This is a genomic window from Kordiimonas pumila (genome assembly GCF_015240255.1).
Lineage (GTDB): Bacteria > Pseudomonadota > Alphaproteobacteria > Sphingomonadales > Kordiimonadaceae > Kordiimonas > Kordiimonas pumila.
In genome coordinates this window covers 3,206,614-3,225,010 of sequence record NZ_CP061205.1, presented here as the reverse complement: position 1 = coordinate 3,225,010, position 18,397 = coordinate 3,206,614, and the positions used below count along the sequence as shown (strand labels likewise).

Here is an 18,397-nt window from a genome sequence, read left to right as displayed (position 1 = left end):
TCAGGGGTAGTTGTGCATAGTCTTATTCAAGAAATTGACAGAATACGAACAGAACGACGCTATGGGCGGGTTTCCGGTGTGCGCGGACTTTTGGTGGAGGTGTCGGGCATTGGCCAGCATATCTCAATTGGATCAAGGCTTGAGGTGGAAACGCGAAGCTACAGGCGTGTCCCTATCGAGATCATTGGTTTTAGGCACGATACCGCCCTTGCCATGCCTTACGGTGTGCTGGAAGGTGTTGGTGTTGGCTGCAAGGCAACCGTTACACAGTCAGATCCTATGGTGTGTCCGTCTAATGCGTGGCTAGGGCGTGTTGTAAACGCACTCGGGGAGCCAATCGACGGTAAGGGGCCAATTCGTAGTGGTACAAGACCGAAGCTTTTGCGCTCAGGTCCGCCGCCTGCCCACAACCGGCAGCGGGTTGGTGAAAAGGTTGATTTGGGTGTGCGTGCACTCAACACGTTTATCAGTTGCTGTCGCGGCCAGCGTATGGGTATCTTTGCTGGCTCTGGCGTTGGTAAGTCGGTTCTTTTGTCGATGGTTGCGCGGCATTCAGAGGCTGATGTTAGTGTTATTGGCCTGATTGGCGAGCGGGGCCGCGAGGTGCAGGAGTTTATAGAGGATGATCTGGGGCCTGATGGCCTTGCTCGGTCTGTTGTTGTGGTTGCCACATCTGACGAATCTGCCCTTATGCGCAGGCAGGCGGCGTATCTTACAATGACGCTTGCAGAATATTTTCGTGACGGCGGCGCAGAAGTCATGTGCCTGATGGACAGCGTGACCCGCTTTGCAATGGCCCAGCGCGAGATAGGCCTTGCAGGCGGTGAGCCACCAACCAGTAAAGGCTATACGCCAACTGTATTTACAGAGCTGCCCCGTTTGCTGGAACGGGCAGGTCCCGGCCCACAGGGGGCCGGTAATATTACAGGCCTTTTCACGGTGCTTGTGGAAGGCGATGATCATAACGAGCCTGTTGCAGATGCTGTTCGAGGTATTCTGGATGGGCACATTGTTATGGAACGCTCGATAGCAGAGCGGGGCAGGTATCCGGCAATTAATATATTAAAGTCTATTTCCCGTACCATGCCGCGCTGTAACACAGATGCAGAAAATGTTTTGGTGCGGGAAGCAAAGCGCTTTATGTCGACCTTCTCTGACATGGAAGAAATGATCCGCCTTGGTGCATATCGCATGGGTAGTAACCCGGAGGTAGATGCCGCCGTTGCCTATAATCCCTATTTGGAAGAGTTTTTAGGGCAGTGGAAAGACGATAGAACCCCAATTGATGAAGGCTATGCACGTTTGCGGGAAATACTGGAAGCAGGCCCCGCTGCAGAGGTGCTGGCGCAGTTTGACCAAATGGCAGGTCAGGGGTGAGTAGCGTACTAAGTTTTTAACGATTGGGGATAGGCTGTGGCCAGTCGGCTCGATAATATTATCAGGCTACGCCAGTGGGAACTGGATGAAGAGCGCCGAAACCTTGCTATTTTGCAGGGTAAGCAGGATGCGCTTTATCACGAAATCCACATACTGGAAGAAGAGGTAATCGAGCAAAAGAAAGCCAGCAGCCTTGAGGTTTTTTCCCTGACGGTTGGTGCCTATATGGCAGGTGTCAGGAAAAAGCAGGACCTGATTTCGCACCAGATTGATGAGCTGGAGCAGGAAATATCCAAGCAGCAGGATAAAGTCGCGGAAAGTTTTCGCGAGCTTAAGACATATGAAATCGCACGCGAGCAGGAGCAAAAGCGTATTCAGCAAGCAGAAGCCCGCGAAGAACAGCAAACCTATGACGAGCAGGCCCTGCGTGGGTACGCTCGAGGCGGTGATCCTTTTGATTCAGGCTTTTAACCCGTTGGCATGAAAGACATTTCCCATAGTGGTAATATCTGTTAGATACGAAGAGAGGGAGATTGCCATGTCGCAGGAAACGGATCAGGAAGGCGCAAGCCTTATAGAGCTTCAGGAAATTGATCAGAAGCATCATATCCACCCCTTTACGGCAGCCTCAGCCTTGCGGCAAGCGCCGCCTTTCCTTATTGATGGTGCGAGTGGGTGTTACGTTTCGGGGCAGGGTATCAAACTCCTTGATATGATGGCTGGCCTTGGCTGTGTGAATGTAGGCTATGGCCGCAAAGAAATGGTGAATACTGCGGCTGAAGCAATGCAGGCTTTAAGCTATTACCACAGCTTTTCTGCTGTTTCCAATCCAACTGCCGCAGCGCTTTCCGGTCTTATTGCTAACCTTGCGCCCGAGGGCATGAATAGAGTTTTCTTTGCAAACTCAGGCTCGGAAGCGAATGAGACTGTGTTGAAACTTATTCGCTATTATTGGCGCAGCAAAGGCAAGCCAGAGAAAAAAATCATCCTCACCCGCGACTATGCCTATCATGGCAGCACGCTAGCGACGACAGCTCTGAACGGTAACCCAGCAATGCTCGAGCCTTACGGGTTAGAGACAGAAACCGGCATTGAGAGAGTAAGGGCACCTTACTGGTATAGACAAGGTGGCAGTGATACGCCTGAGCAGCACTGGAAAAAAGCGGCGCAGGATATTGAAGACAAAATTATCGAACTGGGTGCAGAGAATGTGGCAGCTATGTTTGTGGAGCCTATTCAGGCCACGATGGGCGCAATCATTCCGCCAGAAGGCTATTTACCTGAAGTAGAGCGTATTTGCAGAAAATATAATGTACTTCTGGTTGCTGATGAGGTGGTTACGGGCCTCGGGCGTACAGGCCACTGGTTTGCACAGGAAACTTTTGGCTTTAAAGCTGATATAATGACCTTGGCAAAGGGGCTTTCATCTGGCTATGTTCCTATTTCTGCTGTTGTTTTACATGATGATATTGCAAGCGTTGTTGAGGACGGGGAAAATATTTTCCAGCACGGTTTTACAACGTCAGCACACCCTGTTATGGCGGCTGTGGCACTACGGAACATTGATATTCTGATGAAAGAAGGCCTCGTGGACCGTGTCAGGACCGATATAGGGCCTTATTTTGCTAAAAAGCTGGCAAGCCTTGCAGATCTGCCTCTCGTGGGCGAGGTTCGTACATGCGGCCTTATTGCTGGTATTGAGCTTGTTAGTGACAAGACAACCCGGGCGCAGTACCCGATTGAAGCTGGCATTTGTAGCCATGTCAGCCAAGCAGCATTGCTGCGCGGTGTTATTGTACGTCCGACAGGCAATAATATTGTTCTTTGCCCACCCTTCATTGTAACACATAAGGAAATTGATGCTGCTGTTGATGTGCTGGCTGAAGCACTGACCGAGATTGAAAACGCTATAAAAGCATCTTGATTACCGACTTTCTTTCAGCACGCTATTAACATCGATAGGGAAGGTATCTGTTGTCACGAAGGACAGTTGGCCAGAAAAGTCATTTACATTCAAGGCATGGTTAAATAGTTCGGTACTGTCTGCTTTCAGGCTGGCTGAAAAGTCTTTATGGCTGTGAACCCCAAGATCAAAACGCTTGCCGTATATAAAACCGTTTAACTGAATTGGCCCTAAAATTGTAAATTCCACTTCTACAACAAAACGTTTACTGTCTTCGGGCAGACTTTCTCCTTCAGGGCCTTGGCGCTTTTGGCTGTCAGGGTTAACAAGCGGTCCTTGGCCAAACAGAAGCGCGAGCATTGAGGCTTCGCCGTTGCGCATGTCAAAAGGCAGCATCAGGCTGCGCCATTCGCCAGCCCTTTCTGGTGCAGACATTAACTGTGCGATATCTTTCTTCAGCATATCCAGTAATTGGCTATTTCTATTTTCCAGAAAATTCTCTGCCTCCCCAAGCCAGCTTGTTTTTGAGCCAAAGCCAAGCGCGCTCATTAAGAAGGTTGCACTGTTGAGAAGTTTGCCGCCGCCCTGTGCCGTTCGTGCGGCAAGGTTTGAAGCAAGCGCAGGGTTTTCCGCAGCTATCAGACTGTAAGTTTGCTCAAAGGCTGGCCAATTACTCCCAGTAGCCAGTTGAAGGCCCTGTAGTGGTAACGCAGGTGCTGCGGTCGCTGTTTGTGCTGCTTCTGTGGGCAATATAATAACTGGATCACCAACATGGGGGCGCAGGGTATTAAGTAGTGTAAGGCTTAGATTACCGAGCGGTGTTTCGAGCATCAGGTCATTCTTGGGGCCTTCTGCTGTTAGATAGCCCCGGATTACATGAACAGCAGCAATCTCTGTATTCCTGTTTGCGGGGCCTGATACTGCGGTATTTTCTTGCGGGAACTGGACGAGAACAGAACGAGGTGGTCCGCCAGTACTGTTTGTGAGCTTGGCTTTATAACTGACAGCATCTGGGGCCGCTGTATGGGGCGCAGTAATAGCACTGTTTGTTACTCTGACCAGTTCACCAGATAAAGGCCCGGCTTTTTGCTGCTCCAGTATATAAGTGCCCTTGGTGGTTTCCACTTTTGCCAGTTGGTATGACCCGAGGACGGCAGGGTTGACTGCGAGCGTTTTAGCTTCGCTTAAGGGCAGGGGCTTAACACTCAGAACTTCAGCAATTTCAGATGGGGCTACTTTGCTGATAGATGGATCTATAAGCTGAATGTTTTTTAAAGCACCTTCCGGTGTGGCTGCGGTAATGACCGGCCCAACACCTGCTGTTTGCTCTGCTTGCTGTAGGCTACTAAGGCGTGTCAGGTCTGTTTCCGGGATAAGCCTGTTAGCAGAGGGCTGTGGCTGTGTTGGTGGAGCAGGGCTGGTAGTTTGCTGGTTACTTTGTACTTGCTGTGTAGAAATAAGCGTTGCGAGGTCTGCGCTGTTTGATCTGGCGGTTGGGTCTGGGTTGTCGCTTTGTAGGCCTGACAGAGGTTGGCTTGCGGGGTTGAATGTACGCCCAAGGATTTGGGCTGCAAACTCTGCTTGTGTCAGGTTATCGGTATAGGGCTTAGATAGCGAGGTAGGCTTATACGGTATGCTAAAACCTGTTGAGATTGTTAGCTGCGGTGCAGGCTCTGCTGGTTCAGCGGGGTTTTTAGGGGGTGTATGAACAGCTATAACGGTAAGAGAAAGCCTGATGGGCGGATCAATCTTGTTACCGTTTAGGGCTAAAAGATCGGCAGCAACAGTTTTGCCGGTTTCTTTTACTTCAATAATGACATCATCCCCCGGCCTTAGGCCCGCATCAGGCCGTAGGGCAAAGGTTGCCGTTTCTGTTACAATGATAGGCCTGCCTTCAGGGTCTATGCGCTTTACCTTTTGCTCAAGTTCTTCGCCAATGTGCAGGTGGGCCGCGCTTGCTGCAATAGAAACGGCAGGGTCGCGCACTTGCTGCGTGTCTTTTGGTTCAGATTTGGCTTTATTGTCCTGACGATCTTCGCCTTCCCGCCCGGTTGCTTGCTGGCGGTCTCTTGATACAGTTGAGGCGCGTTCAGTGCCTCGCGTTAGGGGCGAGTGAACAGGCTTTGGAACCGGGGGGCCGGTGATATCACTCATGCTTGCTCCCACTTCAGGACAGATACCTAAAAGTGGCTGGTTACGCCTTCATCAGATAAGCGGCAATTTGTTTAACATCGGCTGCCGCTTCAGAAGAAGGATGCCGTGTCAGCAAGGGAACCTGCGACCGGATTGCATCCACCACTTTTTTATCAGTTCGGATAATACCGATAAGTGGCGGCGAAATCTTTAAAAATCCTTCACAGGCACGTTTAATGGCTTCAAAAGCGCGTTCACCTTCACGCTTGGAAGCCACATTATTCACCACAACTGCAATATCTGCCTTTGGATTTTGCATAACGGTTAGCTTGATAAAGGCATAAGCATCAGTGAGCGAGGTTGGGTCTGCGGTCATGACGACAAGTATTTTGCCGCCGTGATGCGAAAGGCTGGTTACCGCAGGGTCAATCCCTGCAGCAAGGTCTAGCAATAAATAATCATAGTTTTTTGCGCATAGTGTTAACTGGTGCTTCAATCCATTTAAGGTGCTGCGCGATAAAGCTCCAAGCGCCCCCGAGCCGGACTTGCCCGGCAGCACGTCAAAGCTGCTGCCATCGTTATCTTTGTATGGCAGTGCAATGTCTTCGAAAGTTGCATCGCCTGAAATAACATTGCCAAGGTCTTTCTCTGGCATAATACCAAGTTGAATATCAACATTGGCAAGCCCTAAATCACCGTCGAACAGGGCAGTTTTTTTGCCAGCATGCGAGAGTGCATGTGTGAGGGTAACGGCAAGCCATGTTTTACCGACGCCGCCCTTACCTGAGGCAACTGTAATCAGGCGCTTTTCCAGTATTTCAAGGGAATGATCTGGTCTTGGATCGGTCATGGTTGTTTATCCGTTTCGGAGTTATTCTTTTTACGTGGCCTTGAAAGAGAGGTCAGTAAGCGGGCAAGGCCTAAGGGTGTTGCTGTTTCAAGCCCGTCTGCAACAAAGGGGCTACGGCTAATGGCTGCAAGCGATAGGTAGCCGGGTCTGGCTGCCATTAATATACCAGCGTAGCGTCGTGCCGCATCAAGCCGTGTTGCAATGAAGCGCGAGCAGCCCATTTGGTTGAAAATACCGGCAATTTCCTGTGCATCTAAAGGGTCAAGCCCAGCAGGCATTACCAGTACAGGCTCTGCATTCACTTCTTTGATGAAGCTTAGCAAGGTTTCCAGTTCATCTATATCAAACGCATTGGTGCCAGGTGTGTCAATCACGGTTAGCGCTGTGTTATGGGGGTGATTTTTAATAACAAACCCAAGTTCTTGCGGCGTTGCAGCCGTTGAAACTGTCTGTTTCATAAGCTGTGCAAAATGGTCCAGTTGCTGAATACCACCAGCTTTAACGGTATCTGTCGATATAAGGTGAACGGTTCGGTGGTGTATGAGGGCGTCGGCGGTGAGCTTTGCTGCACAAATGGTTTTACCAGCACCTGGTGGCCCTATTAGCATAATGGGGCGGGTGTGTGCGTCGGTTATCGGGTTAAAGCGGATGGCGGCTTCAAGTGCTGATGAAAAGGCTTCCGGCAGGCTTGCTGCTTCTACAGCCAGTGCCGCCTGACTAAAGCGCTCCGCTGTTTCAAAAGGCAAGCCGTGATGGCTTAGAACCGCTGTGACATCTGCTTTGTCAAACTCAACTGAGATAGGTGTTTTATAGGCGGCCTCTAAGGCAACCGGTGTTTGCTTGGCTTTTGGCGCAAATGACGGTGGTGCCTCATACGGGGATGGCTGCGCTTCAATTGCGGCTACAATTCTAACACCGCCTTTGCTTTCTTCTGATTGCACAATGATGGCATCTGCGCCGAGCTGTGCCCGTACTTGTGCCATCGCTTCCGCCATCGATTTTGCATGAAAGGTTTTAAGACGCATAGTTTGTTACTGTTCCTGCACTGATAGCATTTTGTTCAGCTTTACCAAGGTTTTATATTTGACCCAAGGTTCTTATTTTTGCCTGTGGATGAATTTCATTTTGGCTCATGACCACTGTTGCTGGTCTGAAGCGCTCAACAATAGAACGTACATAAGGCCGCACCAGCGGGCTTGTTAGCAAAACGGGGGATTCGCCGCGTTCGGCCTGTTGGTCGTATATCATCCGTACTGAATTGATAAATTCCTGCAATCTGGTTGGTGGCATAACCAGCTGTTTCTCTTCACCTTGCCCAATCAGGCTTTCAGAAAATGCCTGTTCCCACTGCGGAGAGAGCGTAATAAGCGGTACCAAACCTTCATGACTTGAGTAAGCGGCGCAGAGCTGCCTGCCAAGGCGGGTCCTAACATGCTCGGTTATATACACAATATTTTTGGTAAATCCTGTTGCTTCTGCCACGCCTTCCAGAATGGTAGGTAAATCGCGAATGGAAACACGTTCTGCCAAAAGTGATTGTAAAATACGCTGTAGACCAGATGTTGTGATTTGGTTTGGTATAATATCTGTCACCAGTTTTTGGTGCTCGCTTGTTAAGTCGTCGAGCAGCTTTTGCGTTTCTGCGTAGGACAGAAGCTCTGACATATTGTTTTTAATAACTTCGGTTAGATGTGTTGTAATAACGGTTGCTGCATCCACTACAGTATAGCCCCTGAAGTTTGCTTCTTCACGAGCTGAGGGCGCGACCCATGTTGCGGGCAGGCCAAATGCAGGTTCAACAGTTGCTTCACCGGGAATTTGAACGGGTTGGCCTTCTGGGTCCATTATCAGCAGCATGCCGGGTCTTATATCACCGCGGCCAACCTCGGTTTCTTTAACCCGAAGTACATAGCTGTTGGATGAAAGCTGCATATTATCGAGAATACGCACAGACGGCATAACAAAGCCCATTTCGCTTGCTAGTTGCCGGCGCAGCGCCTTTATTTGGTCTGTTAGCCGGAAACCGCTGTCGTCATTGATAAGGGTTAGGAGGCCGTATCCAAGTTCTAGGCGCAGTTGGTCAATAGCAAGTGCAGACGATATAGGTTCTTCCACAGGCGTGGTTTTTTGCTCTTCTTTTGCGATAGCCTTTTTTGTATCCTCGCGGGTCTTTTGCATTTTCCCAAGGCTATAAGCCATGTAACCCAGTGTACCACTGAATAATGCAAAAGGTAGAAACGGCAGGCCGGGCATTACACCAAGTACCATCAAAAGCGCACTGGCCACGCCAATGGCTCTTGGGCGGGCACTAAGCTGCCCAAACAGGGCTTCATCCGTTCGGCCACTAACGCCTGCTTTTGTAACCAGCATACCGGCAGCAGTTGAAACGATGAGCGCTGGAATTTGTGATACGAGACCGTCACCAATGGTTAGAATTGTATAGCGGTTACCTGCTTGAGCAAAGCTTAAGTCATTCATTACCACACCGATAATAATACCGCCCACTATATTAATGAGGGTAATCAAAATACCGGCAACGGCATCGCCGCGCACAAACTTTGCCGCACCGTCCATCGCACCAAAGAACGTGCTTTCTTCTTCAAGTTCCTTGCGGCGGCGAACTGCTTCTTTTTCGTCAATCAAGCCAGATGACATATCGGCATCAATGGCCATTTGCTTACCTGGCATGGCATCAAGGCTAAACCGTGCAGCCACTTCGGCAATACGGCCAGAGCCCTTGGTGATAACAACGAAGTTCACAATAACCAGTATAGCAAAGATAATAATACCAATGACAACATCGCCGCCCATAAGAAAGGCGCCAAATGCTTCGATAACCTTTCCTGCAGAGTCAGTGCCTTTGTGGCCTTCAGAGAGAATAAGCCGGGTTGATGCCATGTTAAGCGATAGCCTAAGCATGGTGGCAATCAGCAGGACGGTTGGGAAGCTATTAAAGTGCAATGGTTTATCAATGAACAAAACAGTCATTAAAATCATGACAGAGAAAGTAATGGATGCTGCTAGCATAATATCCAGCAACCAACTAGGCATTGGCATAATAAGCATCAGCAGGATAAGAACCATGCCTAAAGCAAAGGCAATATCCGGGCTTTTCAGACTGTTTAAAAGTCCGTCAAAGTTCGGGCCTAAGCCTTTTGGGCTATCATTACCTTTTTCACTGCTGGAGGCAGAATCGCTCATTAGTATCTCTTATGCCTTTTCTGTGTGGCCAAGTTTTCACGGCAACACAGAAAGATATATTTCTAGATTGGAGCCCGTGTTCCGGTGTCACCCGGTTGCGGTACACTCATTCCGTCAGCATTATACTGGTTTAGTTTGTTACGAAGTGTGCGGATAGAAATACCCAAAATATTGGCGGCATGGGTTCTGTTGCCAAGGCAGTGTTTGAGAGTGTCAATAATCAGATCACGCTCAACCTCTGCAACGGTTTTGCCCACTAGGCCAATAGCATTGCTGATATCTGCATCGCTATCTTCATCTGCTTCGTTAGATGACTGGAATACCCCCGATGCCCCCATGGTTGGGGTTTGCATCGTGCTGAGGTTACCACTGGCATCGGGTAACAGGATAGCGGCTGTTGATATTGTGTCACCAGAGGCGAGAAGAACCGCTCTATGGATTGCGTTTTCAAGCTCCCGCACGTTACCAGGCCACCGGTGGTTTTTCAGCATTGCTATGGCATCATCAGAAATTTTCCGGTCAGGGGACTGATTGATTTCAGCATATTTGCTGGCAAAGTGTTTGGATAGAATTTCAATATCTGCCGGGCGTTCCCGTAGCGGTGGTACACAGAGATTAACCACATTCAGGCGGAAAAAAAGATCTTCCCTGAAATTACCGCTTTTTACAGCATCTTGCAGGTTGCGGTTTGAGGTTGCAATTATCCTGATATTAACGTTAACGGGCTTAGAGCCACCCACGCGGTCAACCTGACGTTCCTGAATTGCCCGAAGAAGTTTAGCCTGAAGCCGCACATCCATTTCGGAAATCTCATCTAGCAGTAAAGTGCCGCCGTCTGCTTCCTCAAACTTCCCTATTCTACGGGCAACAGCGCCGGTAAAGGCACCTTTTTCATGTCCGAAAAGTTCAGACTCTAAAAGGTTTTCCGGTATGGCGGCACAGTTAACCGCTACAAAGGGCTTGTTCGCACGGCGACTTTTTTGGTGTACAAAGCGGGCCATCACTTCTTTACCAGTACCAGATTCGCCCGTGATCAAAATACTTGCTTCAGAAGGCGCTACTTGCTCGGCAAGGGCGGCAACATTCTTCATAATAGCATCATGATAGATGAAAGACTGGCTGTCTTCTGTTACGGCCTCAAGAACGGCAGCGATGAGTTCTGCATCAGGGGGTAGCGGTATATATTCCTTGGCGCCACCTCTGATGGCCGCTGCTGCTACCTTTGGGTCGGTACCAATACCGCAAGCAATTACTGGAATAGAGAAATGCTCCGCCCTAAGCCGGGGGATCAGGGCAGGGATGTTATGCGACACCTCTACCATCAATAGGTCAGCCCCTCTGCTTCGCAGAATTGCAAGTGCAGTATCCACATCATTTGCATGGGTTACTTTAGCGCCGCGCTCCATTGCTATTTGGCTAGCAGCACCCAGTTGGCCTTCAAGTGTTCCAACAATCAGCAATCGCATTGTTTTTTCTCCGTTATTTTATGCCGCGCGCTGAACGGTTTCATCATTGTCTTTGCCCTTACGATTTAAAAAAGGTTATGCGTTTGGAGGGTGGCAAAATAGTATTCAGCAGCATCTCCAACCGGCGCGGGTTTTCTTTGCGTCTGATAGATGTTGCCCCCATGGCATACAGGTTGTTTACAAGGGCCTCTTCGGTTGTGCAGTGCTCGGTTTTTGCAGCTAGTGGAATAAATACCAGATGCGCCAGAATGGCACCGTAAAAAGTCGTGAGCAAAGCAACTGCCATGGCCGGGCCAATTTCAGCAGGGTTATCGAGGCTGCCGAGCATGCGGACAAGCCCTATCAGAGTACCGATCAGGCCCATGGCAGGTGCCACATCACCAGCCCGCCGCAGAAAATCAACAGCGCGCATATGGCGGGCAGAGGCAGTGCTCGCTTCACGGCGCATAATTTGTTCAATATCTTCAGGCTGTGCGCCGTCTGCAACCAGCTGCATCGCCTGCATGAGAAAAGGCGTATCCTTCAGGCGTGGTATTAAGCGTTCAAGCATAATAATGTCATTATGTTTGCGAACTTCAACAGCAATTCTCATAACCTTTGTCGCTTCTTCTGTTGGCTCACGCTGACCGTGCCGCAAGAGTGCCCAGATATTTTGTGGCAAGGTGATCATTTCCTGTAGGCGAAAACTGATCGCCGTAACGGCAAATGTACCCAACACTACAATCATCACCCCTTGCAGGTTGATGAAAGCCATAGGAGAGCCACCCAAAAATATTGCTCCGGCAACCAGCAAAAATGCTGTCAACATGCCAAAAACTGTACTCATACGGCCTGTTCCTCCCCTTGACCGGCAGCCTAAGCTCCGGCACCCCCATCCAGCTTGATAATCTCTGTCATGGTAACGCCGAGATGGTCCTCAACCAGAACAACTTCACCCCGTGCAACGAGGCGATTATTTACATAAATATCAATAGCTTCACCTACTTTTCGGTCCAGCTCTACAACTGTGCCAGGGGCAAGTTTTAATAATTGGCTTACCTCAAGAGAGGATTTGCCAAGAACAGCCTGCACCTGTACCGGTACATCAAATACCGGTTCCAACTCCTGAGCACTTCTGACTTGGCCATCTTCTTTTTGAGCAAGCTCTGGTGACTTTGATGAACCAGCAGACAGCTCCTTCAGCCCTACATCATTATTATTGTCGTCCTGATTGGCCATTCAATCTTCCTTGGTTATAACATATCCCGTTTGGTGCTATCCGATCGGGGCTTATAAGAGTTCCGTATCATTCTCTATGGGTTCGTCAGTTTTTGCTGTGTCGGGAATAACAAAGCGCTGTACGGCATTTTCTATTTCGCGCTGAATATCTGCCATGCTGCGTTCAGAGCCGCCATCAGGCCATTCAACCCTACAGTCCTGCTGTGCAAGATTTGTTTCCCCTATCAGAACAATATCACCACTAAACCCTGTTGTATGTTTCATTGCGTCAATGCGTGCGCTAATTGGTTCTGCCATGCTCTCAGCAACCCGTACCACTAGTCGTGGTTCACGGTGTGCTGTTGTCATACAGTCTTCAATCAGGGCTGAAATTTCCTCAAGAGGGTGCTGGCGTATAAGGGCAGGGGAGAGCTTGCTGGCTATTGCGTAGGCTAGCTGTACCATATCCTGTTTCAGTTCTTCCCGGAGTTGATTATGCTGGGCAAATAAGGCTTCGGCAGACTGTGATATGGTTTCCATGGCTACCTGTGTTGCAGCCTCTATCTCAGCTAATGCTTTTTCACGGCCCTCCACAAAGCCTTGGTTCCGCATTTCTTCTTTTGCAGTGACATTTTCTTTTTGCAGTCGCTCAAGCTGAACGTCATAGCGGCTTTTGGCGCCGCCATCGAATGCTTGATCAAAAGTAAATTTAACTGGTTGTGCCATTTTAATCCTGTTGAACTTAGTAAATTAGTTCATCTTCGCCTTTATTGTCAGAAAGAAGAATTTCGCCTGCTTCAGCGAGATCCTTCGCTTTATTCACCATTTCCATTTGCGCTTCGTCTACATCCCGCAATCGCACAGGGCCCATTGCCTCCATGTCTTCGCGCAGAATTTTGGCTGCCCGCTCTGACATGTTGGAGAAAAACAGATCCCGAAGCGTGTCAGAAGCACCTTTCATTGCCAGAGCGAGTTTATCTTTATCCACGTTCCGGAGCAGGGTTTGCACGCCGCTTGGGTCAAGGTTTGCAAGGTCTTCAAACGTAAACATCAAGGCACGGATGCGCTCTGCGCTATCCCGGTTACGATCTTCAAGTGCTGCAAGAAAGCGTGATTCTGCGCCTCTATCTAGGTAATTGAAAATTTCTGCAATTGTTTCGTGGCTGTCGCGTCTGCTGGTCCGGGCAAGATTGTTCATAAATTCAACGCGCAAAGTTTGTTCCACTTTGTCGAGAATGTCTTTCTGTACGGATTCCATTCTCAGCATCCGCATAATGACTTCCATGGAAAAATCTTCTGGTAGTACAGCTAACACCCGTGCTGCGTGCTCTGCTTTAATTTTCTGTAGAACCACGGCAACAGTTTGCGGATATTCGTTTTTCAGATAGCTGGCGAGCACCATTTCGTTCACGTTGCCAAGCTTATCCCACATAGTGCGACCGGCTGGGCCACGGATTTCATCCATAATTTGTTGCACCCGGTCGCCGGGCAGCATTTTACCAAGAAGGCGCTCCGTGCTTTCGAAGGAACCATTAAGGTTCCCTACAGTTGATACTTTACCGGCAAATTCAATGAAGAGCTCTTCTACAGACTTAGCCCGAACGCTGCCTAGGTTAGACATATGCTGGGACAACTCTTTGATCTCATCTTCTGAGAGCTTTTCCCATATAAGCCGGCCATATTCTTCGCCAATGGCAAGCATAAAAGCAGCCGCCTTTTGGGAGCCTGTCATTTTGCTAAGGTCTTTACTTTGCTCGTTCATTGTATCTCACTTAGTCGGTGTAAAGCCATGTTCTAACAATGGCGACAGATTCTTCTGGGTTAGCCCGAATAATTTCAGCCACTTTCTTAATTGCAGATTCCTGAATGCGGCCTTCAACTTGCGCCACGTCAATTTTACCATCAGTGCCTAGCTTTGCTGGCTCTAGTGATCCAGAATCCCGCGCCGCCATAACGGCTGCAGTTGCGGCAGGGTCTCCCGCTGCTGCTGCTGCTAAAACTTCTGCCGAAAGGCCGTAACCAGGGCCTGCAAGTGCTGCTGGGGCTTCCTGTTGCCGCGCTTCAATCTGGTTAGGGTCTATTGGTGGCGGCGCATCTGGAATTGCTTCAATAAGTCGAGCAACCAGAGGGCGAACAATCAACAGAAGCACAAGAATTGCCAGTAACACGGTACCACCGTATTTCATGACATCAAAGACATCCTGTTTGTTAAGCCCCAGCATGCTAAAGGCTTCGGTTGTTTCGCCGAGTGGGGCGGGGTCAATAAAACGCATTGTTGCAACAGTTACCTGATCGCCGCGATTTTCATCATACGGGATAGCCGTTTTAACGAGGTCTTCCAGTTGTTGCAGTTCTTCTGCCGTACGCGGCGTTGGCGTGCCTACAGTATTGCCTTCTTCGTCTAGGTCGCGAATATAATCCACGAGTACAGAAGCGCGTATCTGTGTGATTGTGCCGGGTTCTTTTATCGTTGTGGTTTCGGTTTTTGAGTTCTCAAAATTAGTGACTTCATTGGTTTTAGACGTGTCGTTGGTTTGCTGTCCATTTTGTCCGCCTTGGGCATCAGGCAGGTTAAGGGATGCTGTAACCTGCCCACCAGCGGGTGCCTCTTTTGATGTTTCTTCCAAAACATTCTGGGAAAGAACAACCTGCGTATCAGGGTCGTATGTCACTTCACTTGTTGTGGTGCGGTTCATATCCATTTGAACAGAGATTTCTGCCCGCACAAGCCCGCGCCCTACAACACTGCCGATCAATTCCTCAATGCGGCCTCGGTATATGCTTTCTGCTGAAAGTCGCGCATCTTCAAGTGTTGAAAAACTGCTAAATTCTTTTTTTGTTGCACCGTCAAGTATAAGGCGTCCATTGGTGTCTGTGATTGTAACACGGTCAGGCGATAGACTAGGGACAGCAGAAGATACAAGTGCCTGAATAGCATGGGCTTGCTGCTGGCTTATCGAGCCTGAGGTTTTCAGAAGAATAGAGGCTGAAGGCTGGCTTTCCTCACGCTGGAATGGCCGCCGCTCTGGCATAACGATATGCACACGGGCTTCAGATACAGATCTGATAAACTTTATGGTTCGTGCCAGTTCACCCTCAACAGCGCGAACATAATTGATATTCAATTCAAAGCTGGTTCTGCCAAAACTTGATTCGCCGTCGAAAATTTCTTTACCAACAACACCGCCGGTTAGACCTTCCCCGGCGAATCGTAGCCGAAGCCGGTCAACCTGTTCTTGTGGAACACGGACAAGCCTACCCGTTGCATCTGATTCGTAAGGAATTCCTTCAGCGTCGAGCTGCTGAGCGATAGACGCGGCAGCGGCCGGGTCAAGGTCAGCATAGAGCGTTGACATGCGTGAAGTTTGCAGCCCCCCAATCACAATTACGAAGAAGCCAACAACAACAACACCAACAAAGGCGACCATCATTAAACGGCCTGTACCCATGTTTCTTAAAAACTGAAAAAGACTTTCCAATGCCACCTCGGTAAATGCAATTGGCCCACCCGCCAACGCTTCACTGCGCCCCAACTTACTGTCTATTCAGTAAACAGATAGTTAAATCTAGGCAAATTTTGCCTATAAATGTAAAGAAAAATTTTGCATATCACACAATAAAGATATCTGGGCGGCCTAATCCTGTTGAATACCACGGTATTTTTGAATGCGTGTTGTGCGAAGCCCTGGCATGCCATTTTTATGAATAGCTTGTTGCCATGATAAAAATTCTTCTACTGATAGACTGTATCGACTGCACGCATCCTCTAGAGTTAGTAAACCCCCTTGTACCGCAGCTACGACTTCGGCTTTTCTGCGGATAACCCAGCGCTCGGTGTCTTGGGGAGGTAAATCTGCCAAACTCAGAGGGCGGCCAGTTGGGCCAATTATCTGATTATCAACAGCCTGTTTATCCCGGTTTTTCATGCCTGTAATCCGGTTAGTTTGCGTGAAATTCAAGTGTTACTATAGGTACTCAGGCTTAAGAAAAAACTAATGTATAGGGTTAATTGTTATTAATAAGTAAGGCAGCACATAGAATAACAAAAAAACCGAAAGGCTTTATGCCTTCCGGTTTTTTGCAAAAGAGTTAGCCTTTTATTAAATTCTGACGAGTTCTTCCAGAATTTGGTCGGATGTTGTGATGATCCGTGTGGACGCAGAGAATGCACGTTGAACTTTGATAAGTTCTGCAAACTCGCTTGCAAGATCAACTGTTGATTGCTCAAGTGAGAAGGGTGCAACACTGCCAGAGCCACCTTGACCTGCCTGCTGGTATGATGGGTCACCAGAAAGATCGGAGAGGCTGTAAGCATTACCTTGGCGCCGTGTAAGCCCGTCTGCATTTTGGAATGTTGCAATTGGTAGTTTGTAAACCGTCAGTGTCAGGCCATTATCAAAGATAGCTGTTACGTTGCCGTCCTCACCAATGGATACACCTGTCACGTTTTCAAAGCTTGCACCGTCAACACTTGAACTGAGAAGGTTTGAAGCATTGTCCGTTTGTGAAAAGCCATCACTTTCGCCGTCAGATCCAAAATCAAAGTGAATTGAGCCTTGTTCAACTTCGGTGTTTAGAGCCGCATTATATGTGAAGGACAACTGTGAACTTGCACTTGCCAAATCGACTGTTGCGCCAGCGGCGTCCTGCATTGTAGAATTTGCCAAATCGATAGAGCCATCAGGATTGAAAACAAGTTGCCCCGTGGCAATAACACCGTTTGTATGCGCTGTTGCATCTAGCTGGGTGTCGTCATCAAAGTATAGCTCATAGTCCCATGTATTGGTTGAGCCAGTATCAGCATCTTTTACAGCTGAAATGACAACAGTATGCTGGCGGCCTTGCGAGTCATAAATTTGAATATTTGTTTCCAGATCAGCTTCCACATTACCTGCAGCCAGATCACCGGTTGTATAGCCTGTAACCCCTGCCGCCGTAGTTTGGAGGTTAGCTCGCAGGGAAACATTCTGTGTGGCTGTGCCAAGGCTGTTAAGCTCGTTAATGTTGATAGGCTTAAGCTCGCTTGTGTCGTTCTGGTTTGAGGTGATACTTCCATCACTCGCTACAGGCCACCCCATAAGATACAAGCCTGATGTGTTTCGCAGATAGCCTTCATCATCCTGTGTAAATGACCCTGCACGTGTGTATAGAATTTCACCGTTAGAATCATTTGCATTTACGCCAGCTCGAACCACAAAAAAACCAGAGCCGTCTATCGACAGGTCGGTTGAACGCCCTGAAGGCTGCAATAGGCCCTGTTTTGAAACAAGGGTTTCTGAAAATGATTTTACACCACCGGGTGAATAGGAACTTAGGGACGCGGTTTCTGTAACAAGTGTTGAGAAACGCGACCGGGTTTCTTTATACCCGATTGTATTAACGTTTGTAATATTATCGGCGATTACGGCTACACCCTCAGAAAAGGCCTGTAGTCCCGATACGCCGGCTGCCAAAGCCGTGAATGCCATTATAATTCTCCTAAACTCTTTTGCATTTTCACATCACTGTGGCGTTCTGCTTTTGCTGCGGGTTATCCCCGCGCGCTAAGGCCAGACACTTCTGGTCCAGCCGTGTAATCACGATGCTAGTTTTGTGCCAGCAATCGTACGATATCTGATTGAGCCACAAGATTTGGCCCAATCGTGAAATAAGGTTCAAGGCCAGAGGTGTCGACAGCAGTTACCCTGCCTTCTACGGCAATGTTAGGGCTTACTTTTTCGCCTTCTGGGTCTGTTGCTGTAATAGACAGCTCATAAGTACCTGCGTCTGCAAGGGTGCCATCTGTTTTAAGGCCGTCCCATTTAAAGTCATGGAGGCCGAGGCCTGTTTCGCCTGTTGTTTCATAAACAACTTTGCCATCTTCGTCTTTAACCTGAATAGTAATTTCTTCAATAATATCTGTATTGCTATACTGCCAGTTAACACCTGTAGTACTGTGCTCGCCAAAGGGCGATTCAACAAGGGCGGTATGGCCTAGGTATCCAACGGCGGCACCCGCGCTGTTCAGAGATGTTAGGAGCGCGATTGATTCAAGATTTTCATTCGCCTTGATCTGTTGCTCTACGCCAGCAAAAGCAACAAGCTGGTTGGTGAATTCGCCGCTGTCCATTGGGTCAAGCGGGTCCTGATACTGCAACTGTGTTGTAAGCAAAGTCAGGAAATCGCTAAAATCAGTGGCAAGTGCCGCAGAATCTTTTTGCGCCGTTGTTGTTGCTGCCGAGTTATTAGTGACAGAAGATACATCAGCCATTTCTAAATCTTTCTTTCCGT

16 protein-coding genes are annotated in these 18,397 nt (G+C 48.8%); 3 read left to right on the top strand and 13 right to left on the bottom strand.

Features of this window, described 5'->3' with window-relative positions; genetic code table 11:
* Positions 1-12 precede the first annotated feature (12 nt).
* The 3 genes from fliI to ICL80_RS14220 all read left to right on the top strand — a co-directional run bounded on the left by fliI (position 13) and on the right by ICL80_RS14220 (position 3,301).
* Complete coding sequence (gene fliI / locus ICL80_RS14230) at positions 13-1,377, top strand: flagellar protein export ATPase FliI (protein ID WP_194213396.1); 1,365 nt, start codon at positions 13-15, stop codon at positions 1,375-1,377.
* A 36-nt stretch (positions 1,378-1,413) separates the two neighbouring features.
* A complete protein-coding gene (locus ICL80_RS14225) occupies positions 1,414-1,848 on the top strand; it encodes a flagellar export protein FliJ (RefSeq protein ID WP_194213394.1) in 435 nt (144 codons plus the stop codon).
* 67 nt (positions 1,849-1,915) lie between these two features.
* Positions 1,916-3,301 (top strand): aminotransferase, encoded by a 1,386-nt coding sequence (locus ICL80_RS14220; RefSeq protein ID WP_194213392.1) that lies wholly within the window; start codon positions 1,916-1,918, stop codon positions 3,299-3,301.
* Here the strand turns inward: ICL80_RS14220 and ICL80_RS14215 are convergent, their stop codons facing one another.
* The 13 genes from ICL80_RS14215 to ICL80_RS14155 form a co-directional block, all read right to left on the bottom strand.
* Positions 3,302-5,434: a hypothetical protein gene (locus ICL80_RS14215; RefSeq protein WP_194213390.1), complete on the bottom strand. Its 2,133-nt coding sequence runs from the start codon at positions 5,432-5,434 to the stop codon at positions 3,302-3,304.
* A gap of 40 nt (positions 5,435-5,474) precedes the next feature.
* Positions 5,475-6,263: a MinD/ParA family protein gene (locus ICL80_RS14210; protein WP_194213388.1), complete on the bottom strand. Its 789-nt coding sequence runs from the start codon at positions 6,261-6,263 to the stop codon at positions 5,475-5,477.
* A complete protein-coding gene (locus ICL80_RS14205) occupies positions 6,260-7,288 on the bottom strand; it encodes a flagellar biosynthesis protein FlhF (protein ID WP_194213386.1) in 1,029 nt (342 codons plus the stop codon). The genes ICL80_RS14210 and ICL80_RS14205 overlap by 4 nt, the downstream gene beginning before the upstream one ends.
* A 52-nt stretch (positions 7,289-7,340) precedes the next feature.
* The gene (flhA, locus tag ICL80_RS14200) at positions 7,341-9,464 is read right to left on the bottom strand and encodes a flagellar biosynthesis protein FlhA (protein ID WP_194213384.1); all 2,124 of its coding nucleotides are present in this window, start codon (positions 9,462-9,464) and stop codon (positions 7,341-7,343) included.
* Between the two features lie 62 nt (positions 9,465-9,526).
* Positions 9,527-10,930 carry a sigma-54-dependent transcriptional regulator FlbD gene (gene flbD / locus ICL80_RS14195; RefSeq protein WP_194213382.1) on the bottom strand — a complete coding sequence of 468 codons (1,404 nt, stop codon included), beginning with the start codon at positions 10,928-10,930 and terminating at the stop codon, positions 9,527-9,529.
* A 58-nt stretch (positions 10,931-10,988) separates the two neighbouring features.
* Entirely contained in the window at positions 10,989-11,756 is a 768-nt protein-coding gene (locus tag ICL80_RS14190; RefSeq protein ID WP_194213380.1) for a motility protein A, read from the bottom strand.
* 29 nt (positions 11,757-11,785) lie between these two features.
* The gene (gene fliN, locus ICL80_RS14185) at positions 11,786-12,148 is read right to left on the bottom strand and encodes a flagellar motor switch protein FliN (RefSeq protein WP_194213378.1); all 363 of its coding nucleotides are present in this window, start codon (positions 12,146-12,148) and stop codon (positions 11,786-11,788) included.
* 51 nt (positions 12,149-12,199) lie between these two features.
* Entirely contained in the window at positions 12,200-12,853 is a 654-nt protein-coding gene (locus ICL80_RS14180) for a FliH/SctL family protein (protein WP_194213376.1), read from the bottom strand.
* Positions 12,854-12,869: 16 nt separating this feature from the next.
* Positions 12,870-13,889 (bottom strand): flagellar motor switch protein FliG, encoded by a 1,020-nt coding sequence (gene fliG / locus ICL80_RS14175; RefSeq protein WP_194213374.1) that lies wholly within the window; start codon positions 13,887-13,889, stop codon positions 12,870-12,872.
* Between the two features lie 10 nt (positions 13,890-13,899).
* A complete protein-coding gene (gene fliF / locus ICL80_RS14170) occupies positions 13,900-15,660 on the bottom strand; it encodes a flagellar basal-body MS-ring/collar protein FliF (RefSeq protein WP_194213372.1) in 1,761 nt (586 codons plus the stop codon).
* 102 nt (positions 15,661-15,762) lie between these two features.
* On the bottom strand, positions 15,763-16,053 hold the full coding sequence (gene sciP / locus ICL80_RS14165) for a CtrA inhibitor SciP (RefSeq protein WP_194213371.1): 291 nt from the start codon (positions 16,051-16,053) through the stop codon (positions 15,763-15,765).
* Positions 16,054-16,227: 174 nt separating this feature from the next.
* Positions 16,228-17,595, bottom strand: coding sequence for a flagellar hook protein FlgE (locus ICL80_RS14160; RefSeq protein WP_194213369.1), 1,368 nt, complete (start codon positions 17,593-17,595; stop codon positions 16,228-16,230).
* Between the two features lie 116 nt (positions 17,596-17,711).
* A complete protein-coding gene (locus tag ICL80_RS14155) occupies positions 17,712-18,377 on the bottom strand; it encodes a flagellar hook assembly protein FlgD (protein ID WP_194213367.1) in 666 nt (221 codons plus the stop codon).
* Positions 18,378-18,397 lie beyond the last annotated feature (20 nt).

What these genes read in the sequence shown, in the direction of transcription:
- flbD (WP_194213382.1), bottom strand. Translation starts at nt 10,930, where the DNA reads ATGCGATTGCTGATTGTTGGAACACTTGAAGGCCAACTGGGTGCTGCT.
- flhA (WP_194213384.1), bottom strand. Translation starts at nt 9,464, where the DNA reads ATGAGCGATTCTGCCTCCAGCAGTGAAAAAGGTAATGATAGCCCAAAA.
- sciP (WP_194213371.1), bottom strand. Translation starts at nt 16,053, where the DNA reads ATGAAAAACCGGGATAAACAGGCTGTTGATAATCAGATAATTGGCCCA.
- ICL80_RS14190 (WP_194213380.1), bottom strand. Translation starts at nt 11,756, where the DNA reads ATGAGTACAGTTTTTGGCATGTTGACAGCATTTTTGCTGGTTGCCGGA.
- fliG (WP_194213374.1), bottom strand. Translation starts at nt 13,889, where the DNA reads ATGAACGAGCAAAGTAAAGACCTTAGCAAAATGACAGGCTCCCAAAAG.
- ICL80_RS14220 (WP_194213392.1), top strand. Translation starts at nt 1,916, where the DNA reads ATGTCGCAGGAAACGGATCAGGAAGGCGCAAGCCTTATAGAGCTTCAG.
- ICL80_RS14205 (WP_194213386.1), bottom strand. Translation starts at nt 7,288, where the DNA reads ATGCGTCTTAAAACCTTTCATGCAAAATCGATGGCGGAAGCGATGGCA.
- ICL80_RS14160 (WP_194213369.1), bottom strand. Translation starts at nt 17,595, where the DNA reads ATGGCATTCACGGCTTTGGCAGCCGGCGTATCGGGACTACAGGCCTTT.
- ICL80_RS14210 (WP_194213388.1), bottom strand. Translation starts at nt 6,263, where the DNA reads ATGACCGATCCAAGACCAGATCATTCCCTTGAAATACTGGAAAAGCGC.
- ICL80_RS14215 (WP_194213390.1), bottom strand. Translation starts at nt 5,434, where the DNA reads ATGAGTGATATCACCGGCCCCCCGGTTCCAAAGCCTGTTCACTCGCCC.
- ICL80_RS14155 (WP_194213367.1), bottom strand. Translation starts at nt 18,377, where the DNA reads ATGGCTGATGTATCTTCTGTCACTAATAACTCGGCAGCAACAACAACG.
- ICL80_RS14180 (WP_194213376.1), bottom strand. Translation starts at nt 12,853, where the DNA reads ATGGCACAACCAGTTAAATTTACTTTTGATCAAGCATTCGATGGCGGC.
- fliN (WP_194213378.1), bottom strand. Translation starts at nt 12,148, where the DNA reads ATGGCCAATCAGGACGACAATAATAATGATGTAGGGCTGAAGGAGCTG.